The sequence below is a fragment of the Gluconobacter sp. genome (assembly GCF_047722525.1).
GTDB lineage: Bacteria > Pseudomonadota > Alphaproteobacteria > Acetobacterales > Acetobacteraceae > Gluconobacter.
Window position 1 is genome coordinate 1 of record NZ_JBDNYY010000056.1, and the last position, 4,638, is coordinate 4,638.

Sequence of the window (4,638 nt, forward strand, 5' to 3'; positions counted from 1 at the left end):
CAAGGCCGAAGCGGCGCATGCCCATGAAGCGCTTCTGGCAGAACTGCTCGAAGCCCTCGGCGCGGGTCAGGGCGAGGAGAATGCGCTTCTGGTCCAGTGACGGGTCGGGAGCCGGGTTTTCCAGCCGGTCGACCCACCACTGGCGCTGGGCCTGATCCTGAAGGTGCATGAACTCGACCGCTGTCGTGCCGCAATAGGCGCGGCGCAGACGGGCGATCAGGTCCCGGTCTGCTCCGGGAGGGGTGAGTTCAGGAATATCGGGTGTGGGGGCGAGGCCGAGTGGGTCCAGCGACGCAATCGAATGGCCGCGCAGGCGATAGGCGAATTTCAAGCTCTCGGCACTTGAATCGGTCGTCCCGGCCATGTCCGGCCCGGTCAGGCGATCGGAGCCGAGGGTTTCGAACAGAGACGCGAAGGCCGGGTCCACGGAGGCTGGGTCGTGCTGCCAGCGTGTGTGCAGCTCCGCCAGATAGACGGTGTTTTCGCCGTTGATGGCGTCCCGGTCATCGCGATGGTCGCCCATGAACTCGTCTCCTGTGTCCCCGGCTCCTGTGCTCAACGAGGGAGCAGGGGGCGTGTCGTTTGGTCGTGCACTCTAACGGATTGGCGGAACAGGGCCAATTTCCGTTTGTTTCGCGTTCTGCCTGTTCAGAGACCGAAGCCGCGTTTCATGGCGTCGATCCTTCGGGCGATGGAACGGGTGGCGACCGGGGTGTCTGTCTGGTCGAAGATATGGCAGGCGCCGGGTACGATTTCCAGCTCTACGGCAATGCCCTGATGAATCAGGCGACGTGCGTAGGCGAGATCTTCGTCGAGAAACAGATCCAGCGCGCCGACACACAGATAGACCGGAGGCAGATCGGACAGGTCTGTTGCGCGGGCCGGTGCGGCATACGGCGAGACGTCCGCCGAACCGGGCGCTACGGGATTGAGGAGGGCCGTCCACATGAAGGTGTTGCTGGCGCGGGTCCACAGGAACTCGCCCCCGACGGGAGACGCGTCGGGCTGACCCGTCGTCGTGCGGTCGTCGAGCACGGGATAGATGAGGTTCTGGAACAGGAGTGTCGGTCCTTCCCTGTCCCGGGTCAGCAGAGCCAGTCCCGCAGCGAGGCCACCGCCTGCGCTCTCGCCCGTCAGGCCGATGCGGGTGGCATCGATCCCGAGCGTGTCGGCGTTGCGGGTGATCCAGCACAGCGTGGTGTAGGCGTCCTCGATCGCGGCCGGAAAGGGATGCTCCGGGGTGAGGCGGTAATCCGGGGAGATGACCACGCAGTCCAGTTCCTGTGCGAACTGGCAGAGCTGGGTCGTGGTGAGTTCGGGCTGGCCGGCAAAATAGCCACCGCCATGCAGATGCAGAAGGGCCGGGCGCGGGCTGGTGGCCTCCTTGCGGGGACGGACGGTCAGGAGGCGGATCGGGGGTGCGTTTTCCGTGCCGGGGATGTTCAGGCGCTCAAGGGTGACGGGATAATCTTCGGCCTGAAGAAAGGACTGGCCGGCGGCCTGTTCCAGCCCGTCGCGGAAGGCGGGCAGGGAGTCAGGCGACAGATCGACGGTCGGGATGTCTTCAAGGAGTGGGAGAAGTTCGGGGAGGATAAGTGAGCGTGTGTTCATGATGGAAATGCCTTGATGCGAAAATGTATGAAAACTGAGGCAGGAAAATCGTGCGGGATTCCAGTGGTCGGATCGATTGAAGGCAAAAATCTGTCCGCCCCGCCACAAAGTTGCCGCAACTTTTGAGGGGCGAGAGTCGTCTAGGTCACTGACCGGTCATGAGCCGGCCTGGTTGAGATGGGAGTTCCGCAGATGCGTGCTCTGCTGTTTCTTGTGGCCCTGACGGTGGCGGGGCCTGGTGCGCTGACATCGTCCGTGCAGGCTGAAGGTCTCCGGCGCGATGACCTGTCGGGCCGTACCGTTCTGATGGATGATGCGGGTCAGTCGGGCGTGGATTACCGGATGCTGGAATGCAGGACGGATCCGCGGCTGCTTCATACAAGATGGGACGGGCGGCTGGCGTCGCTTCCCGGACCGCATGTCTGCACGGGAGGGGCGAACCGTCTGGGAGCAGGATATGTCCGTTATCTGGCGACGAGCCGGATGGTCCGGGCGCATAAGCCGCTTCGGGGGTAATATTCTTTCGCAAAAGGCAGGTCTCACATGTGTGAAATAGGCCTTGTCGCCGAGAGGGGCCGCGTCTAGCCTTCCGCGCCATGAGCAGGATTTCCCTTGATTATGATGCGTTCGAGAGCACGCCCGTTGCGGAAAAGCCGTTTCCGCATGTGGTGGTGCCGCATTTCATCAGCAATGATGATCTGAAGGCGGTCGTTTCGGACCTGCCGGAAATGAAATCCGGGGGATCCTTCCCGCCGGAAGCGCTGAAGCTTACACCGCGTGTCTCGGCCATGATTGCGGAGTTGCAGGGGCCGAAGCTCAAGGCGCTGGTAGCGGAGAAATTCGGGCTGGATCTGGCGGATGCGCCGACCATGCTGACGGTGCGCGGGCGCACGCGGGAAAAGGACGGGCGGATCCATCGGGATTCCGAGGCCAAGCTGGTCACGATCCTGCTGTATCTCAATCCGCGCGGCGAAGACTGGGCCTCACGCGATGGCTGTCTGCGGCTGCTGAACGGTCCGGATGATGTCGAGGATTTTGACGTCGAAGTGACGCCGGCGGAAGGGACGCTTCTGGTGTTTCCGAACGGTCCGGCGACCTGGCACGGGCACCGGCAGTTCGTGGGGACGCGGTATGCGATCCAGCTCAACTACATGGCGACGGGGCGCAAGGCCCGCTACGAACTGCGGCGGCACCGTCTGTCGGCGCTTTTAAAGCGTCTGCCCTTTTCGGGCTGATTTTCAGGGAACGGGAAAAGATCATGGGTTATCGGGTTGCGGTTGTTGGCGCTACGGGTGCGGTCGGGCGTGAACTGCTGCGAATTCTGGCGGAGCGGGACTTTCCGGTTGATGAGATCGTGGCGCTGGCGTCGCCGCGGTCCACGGGACGCGAGATTTCTTTCGGGGACAAGAAAGTCCTGAAGGTCCAGAACCTCGAGACGTTCGATTTCAAGGGCTGGGACATTGCGCTGTTCTCGCCGGGCGGTGCGATTTCGGCTGTCTATGCGCCGAAGGCGGCGGCAGCGGGATGCGTGGTGATCGACAACACGTCCCATTTCCGCATGGAGCCGGGCGTGCCGCTGATCGTGCCGGAAGTGAACGCGGCGGCGATCGGCAAGGCCAGCCGTGGCATCATCGCCAACCCGAACTGCTCGACCGCGCAGATGCTGGTGGCGCTCAAGCCGCTGCATGACCTGTTCCGGATCAAGCGCATCGTGGTCTCGACCTATCAGGCCGTTTCGGGCGCGGGCAAGGACGGCATGGACGAGCTGTTCGCCCAGACCAAGGGCACGTTCGTCAACGATCCGCCGACGGTGGCGCAGTTCACCAAGCAGATCGCCTTCAACGTCATTCCCCATATCGACCGTTTCATGGATGACGGTGCGACCAAGGAAGAATGGAAGATGGCGGTCGAGACCCGCAAGATCATGGATCCGGACATCAAGGTTCTGGCGACCTGCGTGCGCGTTCCGGTGTTCATCGGTCACTCCGAGGCCATCAGCATCGAGTGCGAGAAGCCGGTTGATCTGAAGAAGGCCCGTGAGGCGCTCCGCAAGGCGCCGGGCGTGATCCTGCGGGACGAGCGCGAAGACGGCGGCTACGTCACGCCGATCGAATGTGTGGGTGAGGACGCGACGTATGTGTCCCGTCTGCGGATCGATCCGTCCGTTGAGAACGGTCTGGCGCTGTGGTGCGTCTCCGACAATCTGCGCAAGGGTGCGGCCCTCAATGCGGTCCAGATTGCGGAAAGCATTGTCGAGCAGGGACTTTTGAAGGACGGGCAGCTTTTCCGCCGCAATGAAGTGCCGGATGAAGACGAAGACTGAGCGATGACGTCGTCCCGTACCGAGACGGTTCTTGCGGCCAATGAGGATATCGAGCTTCTGTCGCTCGATGTTCTTCTGGACCGGCTTCTGACGTCCCAGAAGGCGGCTCTGGACCGTGTCGGGGAGGCATTGCCGTCCATCGGGCGGGCCGTCGAGGCCGCTGTCCCGCGGCTTCAGGCCGGAGGGCGGCTGGTCTATGCGGGGGCCGGGACGTCCGGGCGGATCGGGTTACAGGACGGCGTGGAACTGACGCCGACCTTTGGTCTGGCGCCCGAAAAGCTTGTCCTGCTGCTGGCCGGTGGCGCCGGGGCGACGACCCAGGCCGCTGAAGGGGCGGAAGACCGGGAAGATCAGGCGCGGCTTGATCTCATGGAACATCATCCGAATGAACATGATGTGGTGATCGGCGTCGCGGCGAGCGGTAATACGCCCTACACCTGTGCTGTCGTTCAGGTCGGACGGGAAGTGGGGGCGCTGACGATCGGTGTCAGTGGCAATCCGGAATCGCGTCTGCTTCGGGAAGCGGAACTCGGGATCTGCATTCCGACGGGTGCCGAGGTTCTTGCGGGATCTACGCGCATGGCGGCCGGGACGGCGCAGAAAGTCACGCTGAACCTGTTTTCCACGGCGCTGATGACGCGTCTGGGGCATGTCTATCGTGGGCGCATGGTGGATATGCGCATCAGCAACGACAAGCTTCAGGC

The 4,638-nt window shown here is 63.1% G+C and carries 6 protein-coding genes; 4 read left to right on the forward strand and 2 right to left on the reverse strand.

The genetic code is table 11. The features are described from left to right. Positions 1 to 523 (reverse strand): 2-oxoglutarate dehydrogenase E1 subunit family protein (locus tag ABF859_RS15410; protein WP_415528512.1); only part of this gene is annotated, 523 nt, incomplete at its 3' end. Between the two features lie 125 nt (positions 524 to 648). Beyond that, a complete protein-coding gene (locus ABF859_RS15415) occupies positions 649 to 1,611 on the reverse strand; it encodes an alpha/beta hydrolase (protein ID WP_415528513.1) in 963 nt (320 codons plus the stop codon). Positions 1,612 to 1,803: 192 nt separating this feature from the next. Here ABF859_RS15415 and ABF859_RS15420 point away from each other — a divergent pair, with 192 nt between their 5' ends. The 4 genes from ABF859_RS15420 to ABF859_RS15435 form a co-directional block, all read left to right on the forward strand. After that, positions 1,804 to 2,127: a hypothetical protein gene (locus ABF859_RS15420; RefSeq protein WP_415528514.1), complete on the forward strand. Its 324-nt coding sequence runs from the start codon at positions 1,804 to 1,806 to the stop codon at positions 2,125 to 2,127. Between the two features lie 80 nt (positions 2,128 to 2,207). Beyond that, entirely contained in the window at positions 2,208 to 2,846 is a 639-nt protein-coding gene (locus ABF859_RS15425; protein WP_415528516.1) for a 2OG-Fe(II) oxygenase, read from the forward strand. A gap of 23 nt (positions 2,847 to 2,869) precedes the next feature. Continuing rightward, positions 2,870 to 3,934, forward strand: a complete 1,065-nt coding sequence (locus ABF859_RS15430; RefSeq protein WP_415528517.1) for an aspartate-semialdehyde dehydrogenase — start codon at positions 2,870 to 2,872, stop codon at positions 3,932 to 3,934. 3 nt (positions 3,935 to 3,937) lie between these two features. Continuing rightward, positions 3,938 to 4,638 (forward strand): N-acetylmuramic acid 6-phosphate etherase (locus tag ABF859_RS15435; RefSeq protein ID WP_415528518.1); only part of this gene is annotated, 701 nt, incomplete at its 3' end.